At 70.4% G+C, this 26,499-nt stretch carries 27 protein-coding genes; 23 read left to right on the plus strand and 4 right to left on the minus strand.

Annotated elements, in window-relative coordinates; translation table 11 throughout:
* The first annotated feature begins 24 nt into the window (after positions 1 to 24).
* From OHA81_RS21580 to OHA81_RS21665, 18 genes are all read left to right on the plus strand, one after another.
* Positions 25 to 1,131 (plus strand): LCP family protein, encoded by a 1,107-nt coding sequence (locus tag OHA81_RS21580; RefSeq protein WP_329198318.1) that lies wholly within the window; start codon positions 25 to 27, stop codon positions 1,129 to 1,131.
* A gap of 203 nt (positions 1,132 to 1,334) precedes the next feature.
* On the plus strand, positions 1,335 to 1,553 hold the full coding sequence (gene rpmE / locus OHA81_RS21585; protein WP_030153765.1) for a 50S ribosomal protein L31: 219 nt from the start codon (positions 1,335 to 1,337) through the stop codon (positions 1,551 to 1,553).
* Between the two features lie 108 nt (positions 1,554 to 1,661).
* Positions 1,662 to 2,741, plus strand: a complete 1,080-nt coding sequence (gene prfA, locus OHA81_RS21590) for a peptide chain release factor 1 (RefSeq protein WP_329198320.1) — start codon at positions 1,662 to 1,664, stop codon at positions 2,739 to 2,741.
* 77 nt (positions 2,742 to 2,818) lie between these two features.
* On the plus strand, positions 2,819 to 3,664 hold the full coding sequence (gene prmC, locus OHA81_RS21595) for a peptide chain release factor N(5)-glutamine methyltransferase (RefSeq protein WP_329198322.1): 846 nt from the start codon (positions 2,819 to 2,821) through the stop codon (positions 3,662 to 3,664).
* A 58-nt stretch (positions 3,665 to 3,722) separates the two neighbouring features.
* The gene (locus tag OHA81_RS21600) at positions 3,723 to 4,370 is read left to right on the plus strand and encodes an L-threonylcarbamoyladenylate synthase (RefSeq protein ID WP_329198324.1); all 648 of its coding nucleotides are present in this window, start codon (positions 3,723 to 3,725) and stop codon (positions 4,368 to 4,370) included.
* Entirely contained in the window at positions 4,367 to 5,023 is a 657-nt protein-coding gene (locus OHA81_RS21605) for an arsenate reductase/protein-tyrosine-phosphatase family protein (protein WP_329198326.1), read from the plus strand. The genes OHA81_RS21600 and OHA81_RS21605 overlap by 4 nt, the downstream gene beginning before the upstream one ends.
* 213 nt (positions 5,024 to 5,236) lie before the next feature.
* Complete coding sequence (gene glyA / locus OHA81_RS21610) at positions 5,237 to 6,466, plus strand: serine hydroxymethyltransferase (protein WP_329198327.1); 1,230 nt, start codon at positions 5,237 to 5,239, stop codon at positions 6,464 to 6,466.
* Between the two features lie 104 nt (positions 6,467 to 6,570).
* Positions 6,571 to 7,905 (plus strand): MraY family glycosyltransferase, encoded by a 1,335-nt coding sequence (locus OHA81_RS21615; protein WP_329202446.1) that lies wholly within the window; start codon positions 6,571 to 6,573, stop codon positions 7,903 to 7,905.
* Positions 7,906 to 8,190: 285 nt separating this feature from the next.
* Positions 8,191 to 8,628, plus strand: a complete 438-nt coding sequence (locus OHA81_RS21620) for a hypothetical protein (protein ID WP_329198329.1) — start codon at positions 8,191 to 8,193, stop codon at positions 8,626 to 8,628.
* Between the two features lie 210 nt (positions 8,629 to 8,838).
* Positions 8,839 to 9,678, plus strand: a complete 840-nt coding sequence (gene atpB, locus OHA81_RS21625; protein WP_329202448.1) for a F0F1 ATP synthase subunit A — start codon at positions 8,839 to 8,841, stop codon at positions 9,676 to 9,678.
* 79 nt (positions 9,679 to 9,757) lie between these two features.
* Positions 9,758 to 9,994 (plus strand): ATP synthase subunit C, encoded by a 237-nt coding sequence (locus OHA81_RS21630; RefSeq protein WP_030295275.1) that lies wholly within the window; start codon positions 9,758 to 9,760, stop codon positions 9,992 to 9,994.
* 41 nt (positions 9,995 to 10,035) lie between these two features.
* Positions 10,036 to 10,575 carry a F0F1 ATP synthase subunit B gene (locus tag OHA81_RS21635; protein ID WP_329198332.1) on the plus strand — a complete coding sequence of 180 codons (540 nt, stop codon included), beginning with the start codon at positions 10,036 to 10,038 and terminating at the stop codon, positions 10,573 to 10,575.
* Positions 10,572 to 11,387 carry a F0F1 ATP synthase subunit delta gene (locus OHA81_RS21640; protein WP_329198334.1) on the plus strand — a complete coding sequence of 272 codons (816 nt, stop codon included), beginning with the start codon at positions 10,572 to 10,574 and terminating at the stop codon, positions 11,385 to 11,387. The genes OHA81_RS21635 and OHA81_RS21640 overlap by 4 nt, the downstream gene beginning before the upstream one ends.
* 129 nt (positions 11,388 to 11,516) lie before the next feature.
* The gene (gene atpA / locus OHA81_RS21645) at positions 11,517 to 13,112 is read left to right on the plus strand and encodes a F0F1 ATP synthase subunit alpha (protein WP_136224962.1); all 1,596 of its coding nucleotides are present in this window, start codon (positions 11,517 to 11,519) and stop codon (positions 13,110 to 13,112) included.
* 20 nt (positions 13,113 to 13,132) lie between these two features.
* Positions 13,133 to 14,062: a F0F1 ATP synthase subunit gamma gene (locus tag OHA81_RS21650; RefSeq protein WP_329198338.1), complete on the plus strand. Its 930-nt coding sequence runs from the start codon at positions 13,133 to 13,135 to the stop codon at positions 14,060 to 14,062.
* Complete coding sequence (atpD, locus tag OHA81_RS21655; RefSeq protein WP_329198340.1) at positions 14,063 to 15,514, plus strand: F0F1 ATP synthase subunit beta; 1,452 nt, start codon at positions 14,063 to 14,065, stop codon at positions 15,512 to 15,514.
* A 132-nt stretch (positions 15,515 to 15,646) separates the two neighbouring features.
* Positions 15,647 to 16,021 carry a F0F1 ATP synthase subunit epsilon gene (locus tag OHA81_RS21660; RefSeq protein ID WP_329198342.1) on the plus strand — a complete coding sequence of 125 codons (375 nt, stop codon included), beginning with the start codon at positions 15,647 to 15,649 and terminating at the stop codon, positions 16,019 to 16,021.
* Positions 16,022 to 16,149: 128 nt separating this feature from the next.
* Positions 16,150 to 16,596, plus strand: a complete 447-nt coding sequence (locus OHA81_RS21665; protein WP_329198344.1) for a DUF2550 domain-containing protein — start codon at positions 16,150 to 16,152, stop codon at positions 16,594 to 16,596.
* A 73-nt stretch (positions 16,597 to 16,669) separates the two neighbouring features.
* Here OHA81_RS21665 and OHA81_RS21670 read toward each other — a convergent pair whose 3' ends face one another.
* Both OHA81_RS21670 and OHA81_RS21675 read right to left on the minus strand, forming a co-directional pair.
* Complete coding sequence (locus OHA81_RS21670) at positions 16,670 to 18,517, minus strand: glycosyl hydrolase family 18 protein (RefSeq protein WP_443056611.1); 1,848 nt, start codon at positions 18,515 to 18,517, stop codon at positions 16,670 to 16,672.
* 177 nt (positions 18,518 to 18,694) lie between these two features.
* Positions 18,695 to 19,267, minus strand: a complete 573-nt coding sequence (locus OHA81_RS21675; RefSeq protein WP_329198346.1) for a cob(I)yrinic acid a,c-diamide adenosyltransferase — start codon at positions 19,265 to 19,267, stop codon at positions 18,695 to 18,697.
* 236 nt (positions 19,268 to 19,503) lie between these two features.
* On the opposite strand from OHA81_RS21675, the gene OHA81_RS21680 reads away from it, so the two are divergent.
* The 3 genes from OHA81_RS21680 (at position 19,504) to OHA81_RS21690 (ending at position 23,512) form a co-directional block, all read left to right on the plus strand.
* Positions 19,504 to 20,352: a 3-hydroxyacyl-CoA dehydrogenase family protein gene (locus OHA81_RS21680; protein ID WP_190183449.1), complete on the plus strand. Its 849-nt coding sequence runs from the start codon at positions 19,504 to 19,506 to the stop codon at positions 20,350 to 20,352.
* Positions 20,353 to 20,518: 166 nt separating this feature from the next.
* A complete protein-coding gene (locus OHA81_RS21685; RefSeq protein WP_329198349.1) occupies positions 20,519 to 20,842 on the plus strand; it encodes an STAS domain-containing protein in 324 nt (107 codons plus the stop codon).
* A gap of 195 nt (positions 20,843 to 21,037) precedes the next feature.
* Positions 21,038 to 23,512 (plus strand): ATP-binding protein, encoded by a 2,475-nt coding sequence (locus OHA81_RS21690; protein ID WP_329198351.1) that lies wholly within the window; start codon positions 21,038 to 21,040, stop codon positions 23,510 to 23,512.
* Positions 23,513 to 23,528: 16 nt separating this feature from the next.
* Here the strand turns inward: OHA81_RS21690 and nucS are convergent, their stop codons facing one another.
* Positions 23,529 to 24,200, minus strand: coding sequence for an endonuclease NucS (nucS, locus tag OHA81_RS21695; RefSeq protein ID WP_190183452.1), 672 nt, complete (start codon positions 24,198 to 24,200; stop codon positions 23,529 to 23,531).
* Between the two features lie 220 nt (positions 24,201 to 24,420).
* On the opposite strand from nucS, the gene OHA81_RS21700 reads away from it, so the two are divergent.
* Positions 24,421 to 24,813, plus strand: coding sequence for an SCO5389 family protein (locus OHA81_RS21700; RefSeq protein ID WP_136215131.1), 393 nt, complete (start codon positions 24,421 to 24,423; stop codon positions 24,811 to 24,813).
* 61 nt (positions 24,814 to 24,874) lie between these two features.
* Here OHA81_RS21700 and OHA81_RS21705 read toward each other — a convergent pair whose 3' ends face one another.
* Positions 24,875 to 25,894, minus strand: a complete 1,020-nt coding sequence (locus OHA81_RS21705) for an LLM class flavin-dependent oxidoreductase (protein WP_329198355.1) — start codon at positions 25,892 to 25,894, stop codon at positions 24,875 to 24,877.
* Between the two features lie 248 nt (positions 25,895 to 26,142).
* On the opposite strand from OHA81_RS21705, the gene OHA81_RS21710 reads away from it, so the two are divergent.
* Positions 26,143 to 26,496, plus strand: coding sequence for an ATP/GTP-binding protein (locus OHA81_RS21710; protein WP_329198357.1), 354 nt, complete (start codon positions 26,143 to 26,145; stop codon positions 26,494 to 26,496).
* Positions 26,497 to 26,499 lie beyond the last annotated feature (3 nt).

The raw sequence follows: 26,499 nt of genomic DNA on the forward strand, positions 1-26,499 counted from the left end.
AGCGGGCCGGGGACCGAGGAGAGCATGAGCGAGGACACGAGGGCCGGCCGCCGGGCCGCGGGCGCCCGGCGCCGACGGAAGGCGCCCAAGCGCCGCAAGGGCCTCAGAGTCGTCGCGTGGACGGCCGCCGGCGTGGTGGTGCTGGGCGGCGCGGGCGTGGGCTACTTCTACTTCAAGTTCAACGGCAACCTGAAAACGGTCGACATCGACGCGGCGCTCGGCAAGGACCGCCCGCAGAACGTGGACAACGGCTCGATGGACATCCTCGTCCTCGGCTCGGACTCCCGCGGCGGGGCGAACAGCGAGTACGGCCAGGACGACGGCGGGTCCGCCCGCTCCGACACGGCGATGATCGTCCACCTCTACGAGGGCCACCACAAGGCCAGCGTCATATCGATACCGCGCGACACCATGGTCAACCGCCCCGCCTGCCAGACGGCGAACGGGAAGACGGACCGCGGCAGCTCGCGCTCCCAGTTCAACGAGTCGTTCACCATCGGCGGGGCCGCCTGCGCGGTCAAGACCGTCGAGAAGATGTCGGGGATCCGCATGGACCACTACATCGAGGTCGACTTCACGGGCTTCAAGAAGATCATCGACAACCTCGGCGGCGTCCAGATCACCACCACCAAGCCGATCAAGGACGGCTCCAGCCACCTCGACCTGCCGGCGGGCCCGAACAAGCTCAATGGCGAACAGGCCCTCGGCCTCGTCCGTACCCGCAAGAGCGTCGGCGACGGCAGCGACCTCGGCCGAATACAGCTCCAGCAGGCCTTCATGAAGGCCCTGATCAAGCAGGTCAAGGGCATCGGCGTCTTCGACAACCCCAAGCGGCTGCTCGACCTCGCCGACACCGGCACCAAGGCGCTCACCACCGACAAGCAGCTCGGTGACGTGAAGTCGCTGCTCGGCTTCGCCGAGAGCCTGCGCGGCATCGACGCCCAGAACCTCCAGATGATCACCATGCCGGTGACGGCGGACGCCCGCGACCCCGACCGCGTCGCCCCGCTCGCCAAGGAGTCCAAGATGGTCTGGGACGCCCTGCTCGCGGACCAGCCGGTCCCGGCCGAGGCGACGGCGAACTCCATGGGGGACAAGGGCACCGCCGGGGGCATCGTCCAGCAGCCGTGACCGGCCCGCCGCACACCTCGAAAGCCTGGTCACAGGGGTTTCCCGGCCCAGTGGAATAGATGCCCACCCCTCCCCGTTGAGGAGGGTGTCCTCAGAATTTTGACAGGCGGCCCGGTCCTGGCAGACTGGTCTGTCGGCCCCGGTTCACGCAGCGCGCAATTCGGCCCCTGCGACCCGGCGCCCTCCCGAATCTAGGAGACACCTTGAAGCGCGATGTTCACCCCGAGTACGTCGAGACCCAGGTCAGCTGCACCTGTGGCGCGTCGTTCACCACCCGTAGCACGCTGACCGAGGGCACCATCCGTGCCGAGGTCTGCTCCGAGTGCCACCCGTTCTACACGGGCAAGCAGAAGATCCTCGACACCGGTGGCCGTGTGGCCCGCTTCGAGGCCCGCTTCGGCAAGGCTGCCGGCTCGAAGTAGCGAGCCTCCGGCGCCGGACCCCGGCTGCACCGCGTCACACGCGGGCAGCCGGGCCGGCGCCTTTCTCGTCCCGCAGCCCTTTTTTCACTTTCACCACAGGAGCCCCCGATGTTCGAGGCGGTCGAGGAACTGGTCGGCGAGCACGCCGACCTTGAGAAGAAGCTCGCCGACCCTTCGGTCCACTCGGATCAGGCCAACGCGCGCAAGCTCAACAAGCGCTACGCGGAGCTGACCCCGATCGTGGCGACCTTCCGCGCCTGGAAGCAGACCGCCGAGGACATCGAGACGGCCAAGGAGTTCGCGGCCGACGACCCCGACTTCGCCGCCGAGGCCAAGGAACTGGCCGCCCAGCGCGAAGAGCTCACCGAGAAGCTCCGCCTGCTGCTCGTCCCGCGCGACCCCAGCGACGACAAGGACGTGCTCCTGGAGGTCAAAGCCGGCGCGGGCGGCGACGAGTCCGCCCTCTTCGCGGGCGACCTGCTGCGCATGTACCTGCGCTACGCCGAGCGCGTGGGCTGGAAGACCGAGATCATCGACGCCACCGAGTCCGAACTCGGCGGCTACAAGGACGTCCAGGTCTCCGTCCGCACCAAGGGCGGCAACGGCGCCACCGAGCCCGGCCAGGGCGTCTGGGCCCGCCTCAAGTACGAGGGCGGCGTGCACCGCGTCCAGCGGGTTCCGGCCACCGAGTCCCAGGGCCGCATCCACACCTCCGCCGCGGGCGTGCTCGTCACCCCGGAGGCCGAGGAGGTCGAGGTCGAGATCAACATGAACGACCTCCGCATCGACGTGTACCGCTCCTCGGGCCCCGGCGGCCAGTCCGTCAACACCACCGACTCGGCCGTGCGCATCACGCACCTCCCGACCGGTGTGGTCGCCTCCTGCCAGAACGAGAAGAGCCAGCTCCAGAACAAGGAGCAGGCGATGCGTATCCTGCGGTCCAGGCTGCTCGCCGCGGCCCAGGAAGCCGCCGAGCAGGAAGCCTCCGACGTGCGCCGCAGCCAGGTGCGCTCCGTGGACCGCTCCGAGAAGATCCGCACGTACAACTACCCGGAAAACCGGATCTCGGACCACCGGACCGGCTTCAAGGCGTACAACTTGGACCAGGTGCTCGACGGGGACCTCGACGCGGTCATCCAGGCCTGCGTGGACACGGACTCCGCCGCCAAGCTCGCCGCCGCGCACTGAGCCGTCCGACCCCGTGACCCTGACGTCTGCCTGACCCCCCGCTCCACCCCCGTACGACAGCAGCCCGGAGGACCAGCGTGAACTTGCTGCTTGCCGAGGTGGCCCAGGCCACCCAGCGGCTGGCCGCCGCCGGCGTGCCCTCACCGCGCTTCGACGCGGAGGAGCTCGCGGCCTTCGTGCACGGCGTCAAGCGGGGGGAACTGCACCACGTCAAGGACGCGGACTTCGACGCCCGCTACTGGGAGGCCGTCGCCCGCCGCGAGGCGCGCGAGCCGCTCCAGCACATCACCGGGCGCGCCTTCTTCCGCTACCTGGAGCTCCAGGTGGGGCCCGGGGTCTTCGTGCCCCGGCCCGAGACCGAGTCGGTCGTGGACTGGGCCATACACGCCGTCCGGGCCATGGACGTGGTCGAGCCGCTGATCGTCGACCTCTGCACGGGCTCCGGTGCCATCGCGCTGGCCATGGCGCAGGAGGTGCCGCGCTCGCGCGTCCACGCGGTAGAGCTGTCCGAGGAAGCCCTGCGGTGGACCCGTAAAAACGCCGAGGGCTCACGGGTCACCGTCCACCAGGGCGACGCGCTCAGCGCGCTGCCCGAGCTGGACGGCCAGGTCGACCTCGTGATCTCCAACCCGCCGTACATCCCGCTCACGGAGTGGGAGTACGTCGCCCCCGAAGCCCGTGACCACGACCCCGAGATGGCGCTGTTCTCCGGCGAGGACGGCCTGGACACCATCCGGGGCATCGAGCGCACCGCCCACCGGCTGCTGCGGCCCGGCGGCATCGTCGTCATCGAGCACGCCGACACCCAGGGCGGCCAGGTCCCGTGGATCTTCGCCGAGGAACGGGGCTGGGCCGATGCCGCCGACCACCCCGACCTGAACAACCGTCCGCGCTTCGCGACCGCCCGCAAGGCCATGCCGTGATCAGCGCGACCCCGCTCCCGGACGACGTCACCACCCCGCTGCTTGAGGAGGCCCGCTGATGGCCCGGCGATACGACTGCAACGACGCTACGGACCGCAAGACGGGTCTGCGTGAAGCCGCATCCGCCGTGCGCCGCGGCGAGCTCGTCGTGCTGCCCACCGACACCCTGTACGGGATCGGCGCGGACGCCTTCAGCCCCGAGGCGGTCGGTGACCTCCTCGCCGCCAAGGGCCGTGGCCGCAACATGCCCACCCCCGTCCTCATCGGCTCGCCGAACACCCTGCACGGCCTGGTCACGGACTTCTCCGAGCAGGCGTGGGAGCTGGTCGACGCGTTCTGGCCGGGCGCGCTGACGCTCGTCGCCAAGCACCAGCCGTCGCTGGCCTGGGACCTGGGCGAGACCCGCGGGACGGTCGCCGTACGCATGCCGCTGCACCCCGTGGCGATCGAGCTGCTGACCGAGGTCGGCCCGATGGCCGTCTCCTCGGCGAACCTGACCGGGCACCCGGCGCCGGAGGACTGCGACGCGGCCCGCGCGATGCTGGGCGACGCGGTGTCCGTGTACCTGGACGGCGGCCCCACCCCGGGCATCCAGCCCTCCTCCATCGTCGACGTCACGGGGAAGGTTCCCGTCCTGCTGCGCGAGGGGGCGCTGACCGCCGAGCAGCTGCGGGAGGTCGTGCCCGACCTCGAGGTGGCCCCGTGAGCCCTCAGGGGCGTGGCATAGCAACGGGGCGTCTTCCGGCGGAGGCTGGGGGAGACTGCTTCCGCATCCTCCACGTCAGCACCGGGAACGTGTGCCGCTCGCCCATCACCGAGCGGCTGACGCGGCACGCCCTGGCGCACCGGCTGGGCGGCCTGGTCAGTGGCGACCTCATCGTGGAGAGCGCCGGCACGTGGGGCCACGAGGGGGCCCCGATGGAGGCCAACGCGGCGGCCGTGCTCGCGGACTTCGGGGCGGACGCGTCCGGCTTCACGGGGCGGGAGCTGCTGGACGAGCACGTCATCCGGGCCGACCTGGTGCTGACCGCCACCCGGGACCACCGTGCGCAGGTCATCTCCATGGGCCACTCGGCGGGACTGCGGACGTTCACCCTCAAGGAGTTCACCCGGCTGGTGCGGGCGATAGACCCGGCCACGCTGCCGCCGCTGGACGACGGCATGGCGCAGCGCGCGCGGGCCCTGGTGCGGGCGGCCGCGGCGCTGCGCGGCTGGCTGCTGGCGCCTTCCGCCGACGCGGACGAGGTGTACGACCCGTACGGGGCGCCGATCACGTTCTTCCGCTCGATCGGCGACGAGATCAACCAGGCGCTCGACCCGGTGGTCACGGCCCTGACGGGCGTCACCGCTTCCCGCTGACGGCCCCACCCGCCGACGTCGGCCGCAGGACGCCCGACGTCGCCCGGCAGAGCCCGCACAGGGCCGCAGGCCGCAGGCCGGCGCAGCGGCGCGAAGCTCCGAAGGCCCCCCCTGGGACCGAGCAGTGCCGGCGGCGCGTCGAGAGCGCGAGGGGCGCGATCGCGGGGGCGGGCCTACAGTGGCCGTATCCGGGACAGCACTGGGAGCCGCGCCATGAGCGTCATCACCCCGCCCACGGACCTGCTGCGGCAGCAGGATCCGAAGATGGCCGACGTGCTCGCGGGGGAGGCCCAGCGCCAGGCCGGTTCCCTGCAACTGATCGCCGCCGAGAACTTCTGCTCGCCCGCCGTTCTGGCCGCGCTCGGCTCCGCGCTCGCCAACAAGTACGCCGAGGGCTACCCCGGCGCCCGCCACCACGGCGGCTGCGAATACGCCGACCTCGCCGAACGCATCGCGGTGGAACGGGCCATGGCCCTGTTCGGCGCCGAGCACGCCAACGTACAGCCGCACTCCGGATCCTCGGCCGTGCTCGCCGCCTACGCCGCGCTCCTGCGCCCCGGGGACACGGTGCTCGCCATGGGCCTCCCCTACGGCGGACACCTCACCCACGGCTCTCCCGCCAACTTCTCCGGCCGCTGGTTCTCCTTCGTCGGGTACGGCGTCGACGCCGAGACCGGCCTGATCGACTACCAGCAGGTTCAGGAACTGGCCCGCACCCACCGCCCCAAGGCCATCGTCTGCGGCTCGATCTGCTACCCCCGCCACCCCGAGTACTCCGTCTTCCGGGAGATCGCCGACGAGGTCGGCGCGTACCTGATCGCCGACGCCGCGCACCCCATCGGGCTCGTCGCCGGCGGCGCGGCCCCCAGCCCCGTCCCCTACGCGGACATCGTCTGCGCGACCACGCACAAGGTCCTGCGCGGCCCGCGCGGCGGCATGCTCCTGTGCACCGCCGAACTGGCCGAGCGCGTGGACCGGGCGGTGTTCCCCTTCACCCAGGGCGGCGCCCAGATGCACACGATCGCCGCCAAGGCCGTGGCCTTCGGCGAGGCCGCCGCCCCCGCGTTCACCACCTACGCCCACCGGGTCGTCGCCAACGCCCGGACCCTCGCGCAGGTGCTGGAAGCCGCGGGCTTCGCCGTGACGACCGGCGGCACCGACACGCACCTGATCTGCGCCGACCCCGCTCCCCTCGGCATCGACGGCCCCACCGCCCGGGGCCGGCTCGCGGCCGCCGGGATCGTGCTGGACACCTGCGCCCTGCCGTACGGGGACCAGCGCGGGATCCGCTTCGGTACGGCGGCGGTGACCACCCAGGGCATGGGGCAGACGGAGATGGTCCGCATCGCCGCGCTGTTTGCGGCGGCGCTGCGCGGGGAAACCGCGCAGACCCGTACGGACGTCGGCGAGCTGGCCGGTCAATTTCCTCCTTATGGGGCGTAACGCGGACGAGCGGGGCGTACCGCAACCGGGGTAGGGGCCCCTCGCGTCCTCGATAGCGGTGACATCGCGGCTAATGTGTGGGGCTGAGATGGCCGGCGATACATCTGGGGCTGCCAGTGCGTGAATATCTGCTGACGCTTTGCGTCACGGTCGCGGTGACCTACCTGCTGACCGGGCCCGTGCGGAAGTTCGCGATCGCGGTCGGGGCCATGCCGGAGATCCGCGCCCGTGACGTGCACCGGGAGCCGACCCCGCGTCTCGGCGGGATCGCGATGTTCGGCGGCCTGTGCGCGGGGCTGCTGGTCGCCGATCACCTGCAGAACCTCAACGGGGTGTTCACGGGGTCGAACGAGCCCCGGGCGCTGCTGTCCGGTGCGGCGCTGATCTGGCTGATCGGCGTGCTGGACGACAAGTTCGAGATCGACGCACTGATCAAGCTCGGCGCCCAGATGATCGCCGCCGGTGTGATGGTCATCCAGGGTCTGACGATCCTGTGGATCCCGGTGCCGTTCATCGGCACGGTCTCGGTCACCCCGTGGCAGGGCAACCTGCTGACGGTGGCCCTCGTGGTGCTCACCATCAACGCGGTGAACTTCGTGGACGGCCTCGACGGCCTGGCGGCCGGCACCGTGTGCATCGCCGCCGCGGCGTTCTTCCTGTACGCGTACCGGATCTGGTTCGGCTACGGGATCGAGTCGGCGGCGCCCGCGACGCTGTTCGCCGCCATCCTGATGGGCATGTGCCTGGGCTTCCTGCCGCACAACATGCACCCCGCCCGGATCTTCATGGGCGACTCGGGGTCGATGCTGATCGGGCTGGTGCTGGCCGCCGGCGCGATCTCCATCACCGGGCAGGTGGACCCGGACACGCTGAAGCTCTTCGCGGGTGGTGAGCGCAACGCGACGCACGCGATGCTGCCGGTCTTCATCCCGCTGGTGCTGCCGCTGACGATCATCGCGATCCCGATGGCGGACCTGTTCCTGGCGATCGTCCGGCGCACCTGGAACGGACAGTCGCCCTTCGCGGCCGACCGCGGCCACCTGCACCACCGGCTGCTGGAACTCGGGCACTCCCACAGCCGCGCTGTACTGATCATGTACTTCTGGTCGGGCCTGATCGCCTTCGGCGCGGTGGCCTACTCGGTGCACTCGACCTCGATGTGGATCGTGCTCGGCATCGCGGGGCTGAGCGCCCTGGGCCTCGTCCTGCTCCTCCTGCCGCGCTTCACCCCCCGCGCCCCGCGCTGGGCGCAGGCCCTGGTCCCGCCGCGCTACCGGCACGCGGACCGGGCGGCGGAAGCGGCGCTGCTGGACGCCTCGGGCACCGAGCCGGAGCCGGCCAGGCCGATCGCCGCGGGAGTCTCCGGCGTCAACGGGGCGACCGCCATTGGCCCCCGTTCGCGCTTCCCCGACCGGCGTAAGGCCGGATCGGCTCGCTGACGCCCGGAACGCATGTCCGACATGAACGCCCTTTACCAGACAAGGTGCCCCGTTGTCCTGCACACACGGGCGCGTTAGCCCTCATGTGTGACAGTCAGCACACCCACCGGGTAAAGCTCTCATCAAATACTTTGTGATACCGTTCACTAAACCCGGCGACAGAGCCGAAGGACCGTAGTGCGACGGTCCAACGGCCCGAGGCGCTGCCTCGGACCGGGCTTACGCTCGTCCCCGTACGAGTCCCGTACGAGTCCGTGCCCCCACCACCACGCGGAGCAAACCGCCATGCGGTCAGATGACGTCCGATCCCTCCTGCAAACCGCCGTACCCACGGCTGTCGCCGGCGCTGTAGCCGCCGCGATCAGTGGTGCGGTCGTCGGTGGCAAGGGTGCGGTCGGAGCGGTCGTCGCGACGCTGCTCGTCATCGTGTTCATGGGTCTCGGATTCCTGGTTCTCCAGCGCACGGCGAAATCACTGCCGCACTTGTTCCAGGCGATGGGCCTCATGCTCTACGCGGCCCAGATCCTGCTGCTCTTCGTCTTTCTCGCCGTGTTCAAGAACACGACGCTGTTCCACCCCCGGGCGTTCGCCATCACGCTTGTGGCCACCACCCTCGTGTGGATCGGTGCACAGACGCGCGCCCACATGAAGGCCAAGATTCTCTACGTCGAACCCGAGTCCACGAAGGGCGACAAGCCCGGAAATCCGGGGTCGAAGCCGTGAGGGGTAGGGCCGGGATAAGTGTGCGTTCGAGATCCTGCTATCGTCCGGTTCAAACTGCGGCACTGCGGGCGCGGGCATCTGAGCTGACGCCTGTTCCATCGCGAGGCGCGATGCCTGACCGCCGCCCCCACATCCGTTACACCAGTCCAGTGCCGAACCGCGGCTGCGCGCCGCGCCGACACAACGAGGTTGCCGTACCCATGCGCCACGCTGAAGGAGCCCGCGGTGAGTCCTGACCCGACGCAGGTGCTCGCCTTCGAGACCGACTGTCACATCTTCGAAGGATGTGGCTTCCCCGGCCCGGGCCTGCACTCGTTCCTCTTCGAGCCGCTGTGGGGCGAAGCCGGCCTTACCAACGCGTACTTCAACAAGCCGATGCTGCTGGCCCTTCTGGGCAGCATCGTCATCGTCGCTTTCTTCTGGGCCGCCTTCCGCAAGCCGAAGGTCGTCCCCGGCAAGATGCAGATGGTCGCCGAATCCGGTTATGACTTCGTGCGCCGCGGCATCGTGTACGAGACGCTGGGCAAGAAGGAGGGGGAGAAGTACGTCCCCTTCATGGTGTCGCTGTTCTTCTTCGTCTGGATCCTGAACGTCTGGTCGATCGTCCCCGTGGCCCAGTTCCCGGTGACCGCGATCATCGCCTACCCGGCGATCCTCGCTGCGATCGTGTACTTCATCTGGATGTCGGTGACGTTCAAGCGTCACGGATTCGTCGGCGGCCTCAAGAACCTGACGGGCTACGACAAGAGCCTCGGCGGCGTCCTCCCGCTGGTCATGGTCATCGAGTTCTTCTCGAACGTCCTGGTCCGCCCCTTCACCCACGCGGTCCGACTGTTCGCGAACATGTTCGCCGGTCACACCCTGCTGCTGCTGTTCACCATCGCCAGCTGGTACCTGCTGAACGGCATCGGGATCGCCTACGCGGGCGTCTCGTTCATCATGGTCATCGTAATGACGGCCTTCGAACTCTTCATCCAGGCCGTCCAGGCGTACGTCTTCGTCCTCCTGGCCTGCAGCTTCATCCAGGGCGCGCTCGCCGAGCACCACTGAGTCCGGCCCACTCCCCAAGACCCCCTTGTCGTCCGGTGGCCAACCCCCACCGGTTCGTGAAAGAGAAGGAAGAACTGGCATGTCCCAGATCCTTGCTGCCGCCGAAGGCGTCACCGGTTCCCTCAGCTCCGTCGGTTACGGCCTCGCGGCCATCGGCCCGGGCGTCGGCGTCGGCATCATCTTCGGTAACGGCACGCAGGCTCTCGCCCGTCAGCCCGAGGCTGCCGGTCTGATCCGCGCCAACCAGATCCTCGGCTTCGCCTTCTGTGAGGCGCTCGCCCTCATCGGTCTGGTCATGCCGTTCGTCTACAGCTGACGAACCGCGACCACTAGTCCGATTAGACGAAAGGCACTGATGTGAACCTCCTGGTTCTCGCGGCCGAGACGGAAAACCCGCTCGTTCCGCCGATCCCCGAGCTCGTCATCGGTCTGATCGCCTTCGTCATCGTCTTCGGCTTCCTCGCGAAGAAGCTCCTCCCGAACATCAACAAGGTTCTGGACGAGCGTCGCGAGGCCATCGAGGGCGGTATCGAGAAGGCTGAGGCCGCTCAGACCGAGGCCCAGAGCGTGCTGGAGCAGTACAAGGCCCAGCTCGCCGAAGCCCGGCACGAGGCCGCGCGCCTGCGCCAGGAAGCGCTGGAGCAGGGCACTGCGCTCAAGGAAGAACTGCGCGCAGAGGGCCAGCGGCAGCGTGAGGAGATCATCGCTGCCGGCCACGCCCAGATCGCGGCCGACCGCAAGGCTGCCTCGCAGTCGCTGCGTCAGGACGTGGGCAAGCTCGCCACCGACCTGGCCGGAAAGCTCGTCGGCGAGTCCCTCGAGGACCACGCCCGGCAGAGCCGCACGATCGACCGTTTCCTCAGCGAGCTTGAGGAGAAGGCCGAGGCCGCGCGATGAACGGAGCGAGCCGCGAGGCGCTGGCCTCCGCGCGTGAGCGTCTCGACGCGCTGACGGACAACACGTCCGTCGACGCGGTGGAGCTCGCCGGCGAGCTGGCCTCCGTCACCGCGCTGCTCGACCGTGAGGTCTCGCTGCGTCGGGTCATCACGGACCCGGCGCAGCCCGGCGAGGCCAAGGCCGAGCTGGTGGGCCGCCTGCTGGGAGGCCAGGTGAGCGGGGAAACCCTCGACCTGGTGTCCGGCATGGCCCGGTCCCGCTGGTCGCAGTCGCGTGACCTGGTCGACGCGCTGGAGGAACTGGCGGCCACCGCCGACCTCACGGCGGCCCAGCGTGCGGGTGCGCTCGACAACGTCGAGGACGAGCTGTTCCGGTTCGGCCGGATCGTCTCCTCGAACACCGAGCTGCGCTCCGCGCTGACCGACCGGGCGGCCACCGCCGCCGCCAAGAGCGAGCTGCTGCACCGTCTGCTCGGCGGCAAGGTGAACGCCACCACCGAGCGTCTGGTCATCCGTCTCGCCACCCACCCGCGTGGACGTAGCCTGGAAGCGGGACTGGAGTCCCTTTCCACGCTCGCCGCCGAGCGCCGCAACCGCATGGTCGCCACCGTGACCAGCGCGGTTCCGCTCAGCGACGCGCAGAAGCAGCGTCTCGGCGCGGTGCTGGCCAAGCTGTACGGCCGCCAGATGCACCTGAACCTCGACGTGGACCCGGCGGTCCTCGGCGGGATCTCGGTGCGGGTCGGCGACGAGGTCATCGACGGCACCATCGCGGACCGCCTCGCAGAGGCGTCCCGCCGCATGGCCGGCTGACCAGCCACCAATAGAACAACGCATTCCTAGCGGCCCGGTTGGGCCGTGCAGAACTTGCAGAAGATTCCTGGGGGTCGCCCCCAGACCCCTAAGAAGCTTCAGGCCCAACAAGGAGAGCAGGGAACCCAGATGGCGGAGCTCACGATCCGGCCGGAGGAGATCCGGGACGCACTGGAGAACTTTGTCCAGTCGTACCAGCCGGACGCGGCCTCGCGCGAGGAGGTCGGAACGGTCAGCGTTGCCGGCGACGGCATCGCGAAGGTGGAGGGTCTGCCCTCCGCCATGGCGAACGAGCTGCTGAAGTTCGAGGACGGCACCCTCGGTCTCGCCCTCAACCTCGAGGAGCGCGAGATCGGTGCGATCGTCCTCGGCGAGTTCAGCGGTATCGAGGAGGGCCAGCCGGTGCAGCGCACCGGTGAGGTTCTCTCCGTAGGTGTCGGCGAGGGCTACCTCGGCCGCGTTGTCGACCCGCTCGGCAACCCGATCGACGGCCTCGGCGAGATCGCGACCGAGGGCCGCCGCGCCCTTGAGCTGCAGGCCCCGGGCGTCATGGTCCGTAAGTCGGTGCACGAGCCCATGCAGACCGGCTACAAGGCCGTCGACGCGATGGTGCCGATCGGCCGTGGCCAGCGTCAGCTGATCATCGGTGACCGTCAGACCGGCAAGACCGCTCTTGCCGTCGACACGATCATCAACCAGCGCGACAACTGGCGCTCGGGCGACGTGAACAAGCAGGTCCGCTGCATCTACGTCGCCATCGGCCAGAAGGGCTCGACCATCGCGTCCGTTCGCGGCGCCCTGGAAGAGGCCGGCGCGCTCGAATACACGACGATCGTCGCCGCCCCGGCGTCCGACCCGGCCGGCTTCAAGTACCTGGCGCCGTACACCGGCTCCGCCATCGGCCAGCACTGGATGTACGCCGGCAAGCACGTCCTGATCATCTTCGACGACCTGTCGAAGCAGGCCGACGCCTACCGCGCCGTCTCGCTGCTGCTGCGCCGCCCGCCGGGCCGTGAGGCCTACCCGGGTGACGTCTTCTACCTGCACTCGCGTCTGCTGGAGCGCTGCGCGAAGCTCTCCGACGAGATGGGTGCCGGTTCGATGACCGGTCTGCCGATCGTCGAGACCAAGGCGAACGACGTGTCGGCGTTCATCCCGACCAACGTCATCTCCATCACCGACGGCCAGTGCTTCCTGGAGTCCGACCTGTTCAACGCGGGCCAGCGCCCGGCGCTGAACGTCGGTATCTCGGTCTCCCGCGTCGGTGGTTCCGCGCAGCACAAGGCCATGAAGCAGGTCTCCGGCCGTCTGCGCGTCGACCTCGCCCAGTACCGCGAGCTGGAGGCGTTCGCCGCCTTCGGTTCCGACCTGGACGCCGCGTCGAAGGCTTCGCTGGAGCGCGGCAAGCGCATGGTCGAGCTGCTCAAGCAGGGCCAGTACCAGCCGATGCCCGTCGAGGAGCAGGTCGTCTCCGTCTGGGCCGGCACCACCGGCAAGATGGACGACGTCCCGGTCGCCGACATCCGTCGCTTCGAGTCCGAGCTGCTGGAGCACCTGCGCCGCGAGCGCAAGGACCTCCTCACCTCGATCGCCGAGGGCGGCAAGATGTCGGATGACACCCTGACGTCGATCGCGGACGCCATCGCTGCCTTCAAGCAGCAGTTCGAGACGTCTGACGGCAAGCTCCTGGGCGAGGACGCTCCGGCCGTCAACGTCTCCAAGTGACGACGGAAGGGACCTGACTCATGGGAGCGCAGCTCCGGGTCTACAAGCGTCGCATCCGTGCCGTCACGGCGACCAAGAAGATCACCAAGGCGATGGAGATGATCGCCGCCTCGCGCATCGTCAAGGCGCAGCGCAAGGTGGCGGCATCGATGCCGTATGCGACCGAGCTCACCCGTGCGGTGACCGCGGTGGCGACCGGTTCGAACACCAAGCACGCCCTGACCACCGAGGTCGAGGCGCCGACCCGCGCCGCGGTCCTGCTCATCACGAGCGACCGCGGTCTGGCCGGCGGCTACTCCTCGAACGCCATCAAGCAGGCGGAGCGGCTCACCGAGCGGCTGCGCGCTGAGGGCAAGGACGTCGATGCCTACATCGTCGGCCGCAAGGGTGTCGCCTACTACGGCTTCCGCGAGCGCAAGATCGCGGACTCGTGGACCGGCTTCACCGACAGCCCGGCCTACGCGGACGCCAAGCGCGTCGCCGCGCCGCTGATCGAGGCCATCCAGACGGAGACGGCCGATGGCGGCGTGGACGAGCTGCACATCGTCTTCACGGAATTCGTGTCGATGATGACGCAGAACGCCGTGGACGGCCGGATGCTGCCGCTCAGCCTCGCGGAGACCTCCGCCGGGGCGCAGGACGAGGCCGGCGCGAAGGGCGAGATCCTTCCGCTGTTCGAGTTCGAGCCGTCGGCGGAGGACGTCCTCGACGCCCTGCTGCCGCGCTACGTCGAGAGCCGCATCTACAACGCACTGCTGCAGTCGGCCGCTTCCGAGCACGCCGCCCGCCGCCGTGCGATGAAGTCGGCCACCGACAACGCCGGGGACCTCATCAAGAGCCTCTCCCGGCTTGCCAACGCGGCCCGCCAGGCCGAAATCACCCAGGAAATCAGCGAGATCGTCGGTGGCGCGAGCGCCATGGCTGACGCGACCGCGGGGAGTGACAAGTAAGTGACGACGACTACCGAGAACGCTGTGACGGCCGCTGCCACGGGCCGCGTCGCCCGGGTCATCGGCCCGGTCGTCGACGTGGAGTTCCCCGTCGACGCCATGCCCGAGATCTACAACGCCCTCAAGGTCCAGGTCGCCGACCCGGCCGAGGACGGCAAGCTCAAGACGCTGACCCTGGAAGTCGCCCAGCACCTGGGTGACGGCCTGGTCCGCACGATCTCCATGCAGCCCACCGACGGTCTGGTCCGCCAGGCCCCGGTGACCGACACGGGCGAGGGCATCACCGTCCCCGTCGGCGACTTCACCAAGGGCAAGGTGTTCAACACCCTGGGTGAGGTGCTCAACTACCCGGAGGCCAACTCCGAGGTGACCGAGCGCTGGCCGATCCACCGCAAGGCGCCGAGCTTCGACGAGCTCGAGTCGAAGACCGAGATGTTCGAGACCGGCGTCAAGGTCATCGACCTCCTCACCCCGTACGTCAAGGGTGGAAAGATCGGTCTGTTCGGTGGTGCCGGTGTCGGCAAGACCGTTCTGATCCAGGAAATGATCTACCGCGTCGCCAACAACCACGACGGTGTGTCGGTCTTCGCGGGCGTCGGTGAGCGTACCCGTGAGGGCAACGACCTCATCGAGGAAATGGGCGACTCGGGCGTCATCGACAAGACGGCGCTCGTCTTCGGCCAGATGGACGAGCCCCCGGGCACCCGTCTGCGCGTCGCGCTCGCCGGTCTGACCATGGCGGAGTACTTCCGCGATGTTCAGAAGCAGGACGTGCTCTTCTTCATCGACAACATCTTCCGTTACACCCAGGCCGGTTCCGAGGTCTCCACGCTGCTCGGCCGCATGCCGTCCGCGGTGGGTTACCAGCCGAACCTGGCTGACGAGATGGGTCTGCTGCAGGAGCGCATCACCTCGACCCGCGGTCACTCGATCACCTCGATGCAGGCGATCTACGTCCCCGCGGACGACCTGACCGACCCGGCGCCGGCCACCACCTTCGCCCACCTCGACGCGACGACGGTTCTCTCCCGTCCGATCTCCGAGAAGGGCATCTACCCGGCCGTGGACCCGCTGGACTCGACGTCCCGCATCCTCGACCCGCGGTACATCGCGGCGGACCACTACGCGGCCGCCATGCGTGTCAAGGGGATCCTGCAGAAGTACAAGGACCTCCAGGACATCATCGCGATCCTCGGTATCGACGAGCTGGGCGAGGAGGACAAGCTCGTTGTCCACCGTGCCCGTCGCGTCGAGCGCTTCCTGTCGCAGAACACCCACGTCGCCAAGCAGTTCACCGGCGTGGACGGTTCGGACGTTCCGCTCGACGAGTCGATCACCGCGTTCAACGCGATCTGCGACGGTGACTACGACCACTTCCCCGAGCAGGCGTTCTTCATGTGCGGTGGCATCGAGGACCTCAAGGCCAACGCCAAGGAGCTGGGCGTCTCCTGAGGCCCCGCTCCTCGTGAGCAGAGCCGCTGACTGACCGGAGAGGGGCGGGTGCGTCCCGTCCCTCTCCCCACGCCCATTAGAATTTGACCCAACACCCGGCCGACCCGCCGGGTGGTGACCCGAGGAGCCACCTTGGCTGCTGAGCTGCACGTCGAGCTGGTCGCGGCGGACCGCAACGTCTGGTCCGGCGAGGCCACCCTTGTTGTCGCGCGCACCACGTCCGGCGACATCGGCGTCATGCCCGGTCACCAGCCGCTTCTCGGTGTGCTGGAATCGGGCCCGGTGACCATCCGTACCAGCGAGGGCAACACTGTCGTCGTAGCGGTGCACGGCGGATTCATCTCGTTCGCGGACAACAAGCTGTCCCTGCTGGCCGAGATCGCCGAGCTCGCGGACGAGATTGACGTCCAGCGGGCGGAGCGGGCACTGGAGCGCGCGAAGGCGGAGGCCGATGCGGCCGCCGAGCGTCGCGCCGATGTCCGGCTGCGCGCGGTGACGGGGCACTGAGCCCCTTACCGAATAGTGTGCGTCCTCAGCCGCGGCACGGTCTGGAATTTTCCAGAGCGGGTCGCGGCTGAGGCGATGCGGATCAGTTTTTCGTGTGCTGTATTCGATGAGCGAGGAGGTCGGTGAAGATGCTCCTCGCTCTGCTTGTGAGCGGCCTGGTCGTAGCCCTGGTGGTGATCGGGCTATTCGTCTTCGGGCTGCGCCGCAGACTCATCCAGCGGTCCGGGGGGACCTTCGACTGCAGCCTGCGCTGGGGCGTGGCCGACGAGCCCGACGTCTCGGGCAAGGGCTGGGTGTACGGGGTGGCCCGCTACAGCGGTGACCGGATCGAGTGGTTCCGGGTGTTCAGCTACTCGCCGCGGCCGCGCCGGCTGCTGGAGCGTTCCTCCATCGAGGTGCTGGCCCGTCGCGCCCCCGAGGGCGAGGAGGAGCTGGCGCTGCTGTCCGACGCCGTCGTGCTCGGCTGTTCCCACCGGGGGACGCGCCTGGAGCTGGCGATGAGCGACGACGCGCTGACCGGTTTCCTGGCCTGGCTGGAGGCGGCGCCCCCGGGGCAGAGGGTGAACGTGGCCTGACGAGAAGCCGGGGAGGAAGGGGGCGGACCCTTCCTCCCCGGCTCCGTTCGTTCACCGGTCCTGTGGGCGGGGGTTACCGCAGACCGGTGTGGATGGCGTTCGCGAGCTCACCGTTCGCGGTGTCGCCGCTGAATTCCCAGAAGAAGGCGCCCCGCAGGCCCTGCTGCTTGGTCCAGGTCATCTTTCCGGCGATGGTGGCGGGGGTGTCGTAGCTCCACCAGTTGCTCCCGCACTTCGCGTAGGCGGTGCCGGCGATGGTGCCGGTCGCCGGGCAGCTGCCCTTGAGCACCTTGTAGTCCTCGATGCCCTGCTCGTACGTGCCGGGGGCGGGACCGGTGGCTGCGCCGCCGGGGGCGTCCTGCGTGACGCCGGTCCAGCCGCGTCCGTAGAAGCCGATCCCCAGGTTGAGCTTGGAGCCCGCGATGCCCTTGCCCTTGAGCTTGGTGATGGCGGCTTCGGAGTTGAAACCGGCGATCGGGATGCCCGCGTAGGAGGTGAGCGGGGAGTGCGGGGCGGTCGGGCCCTTGGCGTCCCAGGCGCCGAAGAAGTCGTACGTCATGACGTTGTAGAAGTCGACGTACTGGGCCGCGCCCGCGTAGTCGGCGAGGTCGAGCTTGCCGCCGTTGGAGCCGTCGGCGGAGATGGCGGCGGTGACCAGGTTGCTGCCGCCGAACTTGGCGCGGAGCGCGGAGAGCAGGTTCTTGAGGGAGGCGGCGCCGCTGGTGTCGCAGGACAGGCCGCAGGCGTTCGGGTACTCCCAGTCGATGTCGATGCCGTCGAAGACGTCCGCCCAGCGGGGGTCCTCGACCAGGCCGTAGCAGGAGTCGGCGAAGGCGGCCGGGTTGGCGGCGGCCTGCCCGAAGCCGCCGGACCAGGTCCAGCCGCCGAAGGACCACAGCACCTTGATGCCGGGGTACTTCTTCTTGAGCTCGCGCAGCTGGTTGATGTTGCCGGCGACGGGCTGGTCCCAGGTGTCGGCGGTGCCGTCGACGCTCGACGCGGCGTCGTACGTCTTCTGGTAGTCGGCGTAGGCGTCGCCGATCGCGCACTTGCCGCCGGTGACGTTGCCGAAGGCGTAGTTGATGTGCGTGATCTTCGAGGCGGTGCCGGAGGTGACCAGGTTCTTCACGTGGTAGTTGCGCTGGTAGACGCCCCAGTCGGTGAAGTAGCCGAGCTTGACCGTGCTGCCGGTGGGTGGGGGTGTGGTGCCGCCGCCGGTGGTGGTGACGGAGAGGGCGCCGGAGGAGGGGCCGGTCTGGTCGGCGGTGTCGCGGGCCGTCACGGCGTAGCTGTAGGAGGTGCCCTTGGTCAGGCCGGAGTCGGTGTAGCTGGTGCCGGTGACCGTCGCGACCTTGGCTCCGTCGCGCAAGACGTCGTAGTTCTTGACGCCCTTGTCGTCGGTGGCGGCGCTCCAGCCGAGGGTCAGGGAGGTGTCGGTGACGCCGCTGGCGGTGGGGGTGCCGGGGGCCGACGGCGGGGAGTCGGCGGGGGTCGTGCCGCCGTCGCATGACGCACCGTTGATCTTGCAGCCGGAGGGGGCGCCGGGGCCGGCGCCGTTGAAGCCGAAGCTGATGGTCGCGCCGGGGGAGAGGGTGCCGTTCCAGCCGACGTTCTTGCCGGTCCAGTGGGTGCCGGAGCCGGTGACGGTGGCGTCCCAGGCGGAGGTGACCGTCGTGCCGGAGGGGTAGTCCCACTCCACGGTCCAGCTGGTCAGGGTGGTGGTGCCGGTGTTCTTCACCGTCCACTTGCCCTCGAAGCCGGAGCCCCAGTCGGAGACCTTCGTGTACGTCGCGGTCGCGGAGCCGGCGGCCTCGGCGGGACCGGCCAGGGCCACGAGTCCCGCGGCCGGCAGGGCGAAGGCGGCCACCGTGGCGGCGAGCCTCCTGAACAGACGGGTACGGGGTGGGGGTGCTGTGCTCAAGGTGGTCCTCCGTAGGTCCGCCGAAGTCGCGGGGCCGACTTCGGCATGGGGGTGGGACCTGCGCCGCCCGTGAGCCTGCCTTGTTTGTCATGGCACGCTCACCACAGTTGCGGTGAGCGTAGAAAGGTCTGGACCAACCGTCAAGAGGTCCAGACCTTCGCTGCGGCGTGCCGGACCCTAGCGGTCCCCGCCCGGGACCCAGAGGACGTCGCCGACCTCCTTGTTGGCCGTGCGGGCCAGGATGAACAGGAGGTCCGAGAGGCGGTTGAGGTAGGTCGCCGTGAGGGGGTTCATCACCTCGCCGTGCACCTCCAGCGCCGCCCACGTCGAGCGCTCGGCGCGCCGGACCACCGTGCACGCCTGGTGGAGGAGGGCCGCGCCGGGGGTGCCGCCCGGGAGGATGAAGCTGCGCAGCTTCTCCAGCTGCTCGTTGAAGCGGTCGCAGTCCGCCTCCAGCTTGTCGATGTAGAACTGCTCGACGCGCAGTGGAGGGTACTGCGGGTTCTCGACGACCGGGGTGGACAGATCGGCCCCCACGTCGAACAGGTCGTTCTGCACCCGGACGAGGACCTCCACCACGTCGCCGGACAGGCCGCCGAGGGCGATGGCCGTCCCGATGGCCGCGTTGGCCTCGTTGGCGTCGGCGTACGCGGAGATCCGCAGGTCCGTCTTGTGCGTGCGGCTCATGTCGCCGAGGGCCGTCGTGCCCTTGTCGCCGGTGCGGGTGTAGATGCGCGTGAGGTTCACCATGGGTCCAGCGTAGTGACACGGCGGAGTGCGGGCCCGGGGGGAGGAAGGCGCGTTCCCGGACAAAGGTGCCCAAGCGTCAACTGCGTTCCCCCGCCGCACTGATGGGCCGTACCAGTGTGATGTCCGTCATCTGAGACGTGACGCGTGTTACTTCGCGGTCACACCGTCCCTCACGGACGCTAGTCTCCGCCGGAGAGGCTACGAGACTGGGCCGTAGCGAGAACGAGGGGTGTGCAGTGGCTGGGAAGCTCGCCGTCATCGGTGCCGGACTCATGGGTTCCGGGATCGCTCAGGTCTCCGCTCAGGCGGGATGGGACGTCGTCTTGCGCGATGTCACCGATGCCGCGCTGACCCGCGGCACGGACGGGATCAAGGCCTCGTACGACAAGTTCGTCTCCAAGGGCAAGCTGACGGCCGAGGACGCCGAGGCTGCGCTCGCCCGGATCACCACGACCACCGACCTCGACGCGGTCGCGGACGCGGACATCGTCGTCGAGGCCGTCTTCGAGAAGCTCGAAGTCAAGCACGAGATCTTCCGCGCCCTCGACAAGCTGGTGCGCGACGACGCGATCCTGGCGTCCAACACCTCCGCCATCCCGATCACCAAGATCGCCGCGGTGACGGAGCGCCCGGAGCGGGTCGTCGGCGCCCACTTCTTCTCGCCCGTCCCGATGATGCAGCTGTGCGAGCTGGTGCGCGGCTACAAGACCAGCGACGAGACCCTCGCCACCACGCGCGCGTTCGCCGAGTCCGTCGGCAAGACCTGCATCGTCGTCAACCGCGACGTGGCCGGCTTCGTGACGACCCGTCTGATCTCCGCGCTGGTGGTCGAGGCCGCCAAGCTCTACGAATCGGGCGTCGCCACCGCCGAGGACATCGACATCGCCTGCAAGCTGGGCTTCGGGCACGCCATGGGGCCGCTGGCCACCGCAGACCTCACGGGCGTGGACATCCTGCTGCACGCCACCAGCAACATCTACACCGAGTCGCAGGACGAGAAGTTCGCGCCGCCGGAGCTGATGCGCCGGATGGTGGACGCGGGCGACTTCGGCCGCAAGAGCGGGCAGGGCTTCTACAAGCACTGAGCGCATCCTTCGAACGCCTTCACCCGTTGGTGTGAATGAGAGTATCGGTTCGCTCACAGTCGGCAACTTCCCTGCCCCCGGGGCAGTCAGTTCCAGTGAGAGTTGCCGACCACGGACCAGTCGGACCATACGTACGCGGCACGTACGCGGGACTGCGGGAGCACATATGCACATCAGGGGCGACCACGCCGAACTCGTTGTCGGGGGTCGCCTCGACGTGCGCAGCGCGGCGGACGCCCGTTCGGCCCTCCACACGGCCCTCGATCGCGGCCACGGCGACCTCGTGCTCGACCTCACCGGGCTCGACTCCTGGGACGCGACCGGACTCGGCGTCATCATGGGCGCCCACCGGCGGGCGGGCCGCTCCGGGCGCCGTCTCGTGCTGCGCGGGGTGCCCGCGCAGATGCAGCGGCTGCTCGTGGCGACCCGGCTCCACCGGATCCTCGCCATCGAGGGCGGACTGGAAGCGGAATCCCTGCCGCGGGTGTGACGCGAGGGCCGTTCTTTCCTGCGGAAACGTAACGTTCCGGTGGTGAAGGCCCTCTGACGGTTCCCCGCGCGCCCGGCCACGGTCTAGGCTCCGGGCGGAAACCGGACCAGTAGCGACAGCGGCGAGTGCGTGCGAAGGCCGGGCGGTACGACGGCGGCAGCGGCGCAGCACGCGACGCGATCGGGGGACTTGGTCATGGACGGTACGCAGGGGCAGCCCGGCGGGGACCCGGTACTCCGGGCCGCGGGCTCCGCGGGCCCTGCCGGCTCGGGACCCGGTTCCAAGGGGTCCGGGTCCGCGGGAGCGGCGGCCGCCACCCCCACCGGCGGTGTCACGCGCGTCGTCACACTGACCACGGGGGACTTCACCCTCACCGTCAACCCCGTCGACGGCAGCGAGATAGAACCCCTGCGGCCCGGCACCCGGACGCACCGCCCCGCCAAGCGGGACCCGGCCTCCCGGGCCGCCTGGGAGGCCGCCGGCCGGCCGCCCGCCCTCCCCGGTTCCACCGCCCCCCTCCGCCCCCTGCTCCAGCGCGAGGAGGAGCGGGAGCGCCTGGAGCGGCTGCTGGGCCGCGGCCGCTCCGTACGGCTGACCGGACCGGCCGGGTCGGGCCGTTCCGCGCTGCTCGACTCCGTTGCCGCCGTGTGCGCGGGCCTCGCGCCCGACGGGGTGGTCCGGCTCAGCGGCTTCGGCCGGCAGCAGCCGCAGGAGCTGCTGTACGCCCTCCACGCGGCCGTGTACGGGACCACCGGCGAACGGCCCGACCGGGCGGAACTCCTCGCGCGGGTCCGGGACGTCGGCGCGATCGTCCTCGTGGACGACCTGGAGCTGGGCGGAGCCGCCCTCGACGAACTCCTGCGGGCCACTCCCGAGTGCGCGTACCTGCTGGCCGCCACCCCCGACACCAACGCCCCGTCCGCGCACGCGCACCTGGAGGAGGTCTTCCTCGGGGGCCTCGGCCGGGGCGAATGCGTCCGGCTGCTGGAAGCCCTCACCGGACGGCCCCTGACGGAGGAGGAGACGGCCTGGGCGGGGGACCTGCGGTTCGCCTCCGAGGGGCTGCCCCTGCGCTTCGTGCAGGCGGCCGCGCTGCTGCGCCGCCGGGACGAGCTGAACCACCGCGACGCGCCCGACGAGGAGGACGAGCCCGGCGTCTTCGAGGGCCGGCCGCGCGAATCCGCCCACGTACCGCTGCCGACACTGGCCGAAGCCGCGGCGCCGGCGGAACTGCTGGCCTCACGGGTGAGCGAGTCGGCGCGGGCCGCCCTGCGGATCGCGTGCGCGCTCGGCGGGGAGATGCCGCACCACGCGCACCTGCCGGCGCTGGTCGGGGACACCCACGCCGACGCGGCGGTCGCGGAACTGCTGGACTGCGGGCTGCTGACCCCCGTCGGCCCGCGCTACCGGCTCTCCGCCGGGGTCGCCCGGCAGCTGGAGGAGGCCGGGTACGGGGACAGCGCGGCCGAGGAGGCCCGCACCGCCGCCCGGCACTACGCCTGGTGGACCGGGCACGCCTCGGTGACGCCCGAGCGGGTCGCGGCCGAGGCGGACGCGGTGCTGGCGGCGCTCGCGGGCGCCGACGTGGTGGCCGCCGTCATGCTGGCCCGGACCGCGGCCCCGGCCCTGGCGGCGTCCTTGCACTGGGAGGCGTGGGAGCGGGTGCTGCGCTCGGGCGCGGAGGCCGCCCGCAAGGCGGGGGAGGTCGCGGAACAGGCCTACTTCCACCACGAGCTGGGCGTGCTCGCGCTGTGCGAGGGGCGGCTGGAGCGGTCGCGCGCCGAGCTGGAGGCTTCGATCGGGCTGCGGGGCGCTCTCGCGGACAAGCGCGGGACCGTCGCGGGGCGGCGGGCGCTGGCCCTGGTCACGGACCGCGAGGCGGCGGAGGTGGAAGTGTCGCCCCCGCTGCGTCTGGAGGCTCCGGCGGCCCCTGCCGCGCCCCCGGTGACGGCCGGGCCCGTGACCAATCCCCTCGCCCGCCCCCTCGTTCCCCCCGTCGGGGCGGACGCCGTGACCCAGGTGGTGCCGGCGGTCCGGCGGCCCGGGGCTGCGACGGCGCCGTCGGCCTTCTCGGAGGTGTTCGAGGACGCCTTCCCGCCCGTGGCGAAGCAGGAGCCGGTCACGGTCCCGGTGCCGGGGGTGGTGCGGCCTTCCGCGGGGGAGCCCGACTCCCGGCGCAGGACGGCGTTCCTCGCCGCGGCCGGAGCCCTGGCCGTGGCCGTGATCGGGACCGTCGTCGGTCTGGCGGTCTCCGGACCGGACGGGCGGACGCCGAGTGACCCGGCGGTCTCCTCGACGCCTGACACGGACCTGAGCACCGGCACCGGCACCGGCGCCAGCGACCCCGCCACCGCGCCGGAGCCGGCCACCGACGGCCCGACGGCGGCCGCGTCCGACGACCCCGCAGCGCCCCGGGCGGGCGAACCGGCGGCGGAGCCCCGGCCAGGGACCACCCCGGGCCCGCGGACCACGTCGCAGGGCCGGACGCCGACGCGCAAGGCCTCACCGCCGGCGCCGGGCACCACGGCACCGACCTCGACGGCCCCGGTCGTCGTCCCGGACCCGCCGGCCACCTCTGCCTCGCCGCAGACGACCCCGCCGACGGATCCCCCGACGGGGCCGGGCGCGACCGGGTCCGCCTCCGGGACGGCCCCGTCGTCCACGGGGTGAGGACGCCGGCCGCGGCTCAGAAGAGGCGGAGCTTGTCGTCCTCGATGCCGCGCATCGCGTTGTAGTCCAGCACCACGCAGTCCATGCCGCGGTCCGTCGCCAGTACGCGGGCCTGCGGCTTGATCTCCTGCGCGGCGAAGACGCCGCGGACCGGCGCGAGGTGCGGGTCGCGGTTGAGGAGTTCGAGGTACCGGGTGAGCTGTTCCACGCCGTCGATCTCGCCGCGCCGCTTGATCTCCACGGCCACGGTCGCGCCCGAGGCGTCACGGCACAGGATGTCCACGGGGCCGATCGCCGTCATGTACTCGCGGCGGATCAGCGTGTAGCCGTCGCCCAGCGTGTCGATGCGGTCGGCGAGCAGCTCCTGGAGGTGCGCTTCCACGCCGTCCTTGATCAGACCCGGGTCGACGCCCAGCTCGTGGGAGGAGTCGTGCAGCACTTCCTCCATGGTGATGATGAGCTTCTCGCCCGCCTTGTTGACGACGGTCCAGACACCCTCTTCGGCGCCGGTCCCCTCCTTGAGGGTGCACGGGGGAGACATCCAGTTGAGCGGTTTGTACGCCCGGTCGTCCGCGTGGATCGAGACACTGCCGTCGGCCTTCACGAGGATCAGACGGGGTGCGGAGGGCAGATGGGCGGTGAGCCGGCCCGCGTAGTCGACGGAGCAGCGGGCAATGACGAGACGCATGGACGGCAACGCTACTCGACCGATGGGCCTCCACGCGATTCGCCCGTGAAAGCCCCCTTCGTCGATGGCGCGTTGTATGCGCATTCTCCTGGTGCGGCAACCCGGGGGCGCCTACCGTGGTGAGCGGGTGGTCGTCGAGCGTGCACGCTGCGTCGCGGCCGCCTTCCCTGCCCGTAGGACTCCGGACACCCAGACGGCCGGGGTCACGAGAGGAGAACCCATGTCGCTCGACGTCTCACCGGCCCTACTCGAACAGGCCGAGCGAGGCGAGGTCGACGAAGCCGCTTTCGTCGACTGCGTCCGGACCTCCCTGCCTTACGCATGGGAGATGGTCAGCTCGCTGGTGGCCCAGCTGGAGGTTGAAGGCGGAGAGTTCGCCGACAACCAGACGCCGCCGCCGGACGAGCAGGCGCGCGGGCAGCTGCTGCGCGCGCTCGCGAGTGACGCGATACGCGGTGCCCTGCAGCGGCACTTCGGGGTGCGCCTGGCATTCCAGAACTGCCACCGGGTAGCGGTGTTCCCGCTGGACCCGGCGGTGGACGACCGGCTCGCCAAGTTCACCTCGATCCGCGGCCAGCTGCTCAACCAATCGCCGGAGCTGCGGGACTGCTAGGACTTTCAGCTGCCGCTCCGATCGCGGGAGGTGCGACGGGTACCGGAGCGGCAGCCGGGTCTCAGCCGAGGCGGGGCAGGACCTCGGCGCCGATGCGCCGTACGTTCTCCTCCGTCGCGGCGAGGTCGCCGGAACCCTCCGCGAGCAGGGCGAAGCGCGTGATCCCCGTGCGTTCGGAGGTTGCGGCGAGCCGGTCCGCCGCGAACTTCGGGGTGCCGACGGGGTGCAGCCGGCACAGCAGCTCCGTGTAGGCCACCGGGTCCCGCATCGCGCGCTGCCGGCCGTCCACCGTCACGTGTGCGTCCAGGCCCTGGCGCAGCCAGCCCGGCATCGCCTTCACCAGCGTTTCCCGCGCGTCCGCCGTGCGGTCGGCGAGCTGGCAGACCCCGGCCGACACGTGGGCGGCCTCCGGCGCGTGCCCGGCCGCCAGTGCGGTGCGCCGCCACAGGGCGACCATGTCCGCCTTGTCCTCGTCCCCGCAGTGCATGCCCAGCAGCATCGGCAGACCCCGCTCCGCGGCCAGCCGTACCGACGCCGGGGAGGTGCAGGCGACGATCACTTCCGGCCCCTTCCCGTCACCGTCGAGCGCCTCCGAGGGGCGCGGTACGACGGCCACCTCGCGGAAGCCGTACCGCTCGCCCGCCGCTCCCACGCGCGCCTCGGTCAGCCAGCGCCGCAGCAGGTCCAGGGCTTCCGGGAAACCGGTCTCGTAGGCGTCCAAGCCGCCGCCGAACACCTCCAGGTCGACCCAGGGGCCGCCCCGGCCCACGCCGAGCGTGAAGCGGCCGCCCGAGGTCAGGTGCAGCAGGGCCGCCTGCTCGCCCACGGCCACGGGGTGCGAGTTCGGCAGCACGCTCACGGCGGTGCCCACGCGCAGCCGCCGGGTCCGCCCGAGCAGCAGGGCCGCCAGGGTCACGGCGGAGGGGCAGACCCCGTACGGCACGAAATGGTGCTCGGCGAGCCAGACCGCGTCCAGCCCGGCCTCCTCGGCGACCTCCGCGGTCCGCACCGCCCGGTGCAGCGCTTCCCCCGGCCCCTGGCCCGGGAACTGGGCCGCCACTACAAACGCTCCTACGCGCATCGCGCTCAACCTCCTCGCGGCTGACGCGGCCTCCCCAGGTGGACCGGCTCTCCGCCGTTCATGACATCAACGTCTGATGGCAACAACGCCCGACACGTGCCAAAGGCACGGCCCGGCGCCAAAGTTATTGGGATTGTCAGGCCAGCGCCCGTGAACGAGCCCCGTCCTCGGACACACTGCGGGTACCCGGGCTCGCTGCGCGTAGTCTGGGAGAAAGTCACTGCCGTCCGCCCATCCGTGAGGTATACGTGTCACCGCGCCACAACCGCCCCAGGGGCGGCGGGAATCCAGCCGACCGTTCGGGTACGGGGTCCGGTTCCGGGTCCGGTTCGGGAGGGCTGGACCGGTTCGGTCTGGAGCAGACCGAGGAGTACCTCGGCGAGGAGTGGAAGGTCCGGCACGTGGCCGGCGCGAGCGCGGCGGGCAAGCGCTACCGCTGCCCCGGCTGCGACCAGGAGATCCCCTCCGGCACCCCGCACCTGGTGGCCTGGCCCGAGTACGGCGGTGTGGACGACCGCCGGCACTGGCACAAGGCCTGCTGGAACGCGAAGGACCGCCGCACCTCACGGGTGCAGCGGTCCAGGAACGCGCCGAAGTACTAGGTC

It is taken from the genome of Streptomyces sp. NBC_00667 (assembly GCF_036226825.1).
Lineage (GTDB): Bacteria > Actinomycetota > Actinomycetes > Streptomycetales > Streptomycetaceae > Streptomyces.

Excerpts from the sequence above, each read along its gene's own strand:
- OHA81_RS21580 (WP_329198318.1), top strand. The coding sequence starts at position 25 with ATGAGCGAGGACACGAGGGCCGGCCGCCGGGCCGCGGGCGCCCGGCGC.
- OHA81_RS21690 (WP_329198351.1), top strand. The coding sequence starts at position 21,038 with ATGGACGGTACGCAGGGGCAGCCCGGCGGGGACCCGGTACTCCGGGCC.
- prfA (WP_329198320.1), top strand. The coding sequence starts at position 1,662 with ATGTTCGAGGCGGTCGAGGAACTGGTCGGCGAGCACGCCGACCTTGAG.
- OHA81_RS21675 (WP_329198346.1), bottom strand. The coding sequence starts at position 19,267 with ATGGTGAACCTCACGCGCATCTACACCCGCACCGGCGACAAGGGCACG.
- OHA81_RS21705 (WP_329198355.1), bottom strand. The coding sequence starts at position 25,894 with ATGCGCGTAGGAGCGTTTGTAGTGGCGGCCCAGTTCCCGGGCCAGGGG.
- OHA81_RS21665 (WP_329198344.1), top strand. The coding sequence starts at position 16,150 with ATGCTCCTCGCTCTGCTTGTGAGCGGCCTGGTCGTAGCCCTGGTGGTG.
- OHA81_RS21620 (WP_329198329.1), top strand. The coding sequence starts at position 8,191 with ATGCGGTCAGATGACGTCCGATCCCTCCTGCAAACCGCCGTACCCACG.
- atpA (WP_136224962.1), top strand. The coding sequence starts at position 11,517 with ATGGCGGAGCTCACGATCCGGCCGGAGGAGATCCGGGACGCACTGGAG.
- OHA81_RS21700 (WP_136215131.1), top strand. The coding sequence starts at position 24,421 with ATGTCGCTCGACGTCTCACCGGCCCTACTCGAACAGGCCGAGCGAGGC.
- nucS (WP_190183452.1), bottom strand. The coding sequence starts at position 24,200 with ATGCGTCTCGTCATTGCCCGCTGCTCCGTCGACTACGCGGGCCGGCTC.
- OHA81_RS21685 (WP_329198349.1), top strand. The coding sequence starts at position 20,519 with ATGCACATCAGGGGCGACCACGCCGAACTCGTTGTCGGGGGTCGCCTC.
- OHA81_RS21650 (WP_329198338.1), top strand. The coding sequence starts at position 13,133 with ATGGGAGCGCAGCTCCGGGTCTACAAGCGTCGCATCCGTGCCGTCACG.
- OHA81_RS21640 (WP_329198334.1), top strand. The coding sequence starts at position 10,572 with ATGAACGGAGCGAGCCGCGAGGCGCTGGCCTCCGCGCGTGAGCGTCTC.
- OHA81_RS21600 (WP_329198324.1), top strand. The coding sequence starts at position 3,723 with ATGGCCCGGCGATACGACTGCAACGACGCTACGGACCGCAAGACGGGT.
- OHA81_RS21630 (WP_030295275.1), top strand. The coding sequence starts at position 9,758 with ATGTCCCAGATCCTTGCTGCCGCCGAAGGCGTCACCGGTTCCCTCAGC.
- glyA (WP_329198327.1), top strand. The coding sequence starts at position 5,237 with ATGAGCGTCATCACCCCGCCCACGGACCTGCTGCGGCAGCAGGATCCG.